This is a genomic window from Wolbachia endosymbiont of Drosophila incompta (assembly GCF_001758565.1).
In the GTDB taxonomy this organism is placed as follows: domain Bacteria; phylum Pseudomonadota; class Alphaproteobacteria; order Rickettsiales; family Anaplasmataceae; genus Wolbachia; species Wolbachia pipientis.
On sequence record NZ_CP011148.1, the window covers coordinates 382,877 to 383,485 of the forward strand.

General features: G+C 36.5%; 1 pseudogene. It reads left to right on the top strand.

Features of this window, described 5'->3' with window-relative positions:
* Window positions 1-157: 157 nt before the first annotated feature.
* Window positions 158-609 (top strand): annotated as a pseudogene (locus WG67_RS08200) (arginine--tRNA ligase); the annotation flags it as partial.

Sequence of the window (609 nt, forward strand, 5' to 3'; positions counted from 1 at the left end):
TAATGATGGTTACAGGGAAGGTATGGCTTTCTCTTACCATGGTTACGGCAACGACTTAATATAAACTCTGATCCAGGAAGATAAAATAGTTAAGATAAACCTTCAACTAGTCCCACTTATTCACTATACTGCTATAGATTTTATAGCAATATAGTGAATGAACATTTTTAAGCAGATTTCCTCTCTAATCTTTAGTAAATTGAATGAGTTGAAACAAAGGGGTGTTATAAGCACAAGTGCAGCAAACTTTATCATAGAGCCTCCAAGCAATAGAGTCCATGGAGACATTTACACAAATGTTGCTATGGTGCTTGCAAAGCATGAAAAGAAGAATCCCATTGAAATTGCAGAGGTTTTAGCCAAAGAATTTGAACTTTTTGATGAAGTTGCAAAAGTGGAAATAGCAGGCTCTGGTTTCATCAACATGCACTTAAAAATAGAAGTGTGGCATGGAATTTTAAAACAAATAAATGAGCTAAAAACAGAGTTTGGCACCCTAGATATAGGGAACAATCAGGCCATTAATGTTGAATTTGTATCTGCAAATCCAACTGGTCCACTGCATATTGGTCATGCAAGAGGGGCAGTATTTGGTGACGTTCTGGCAAA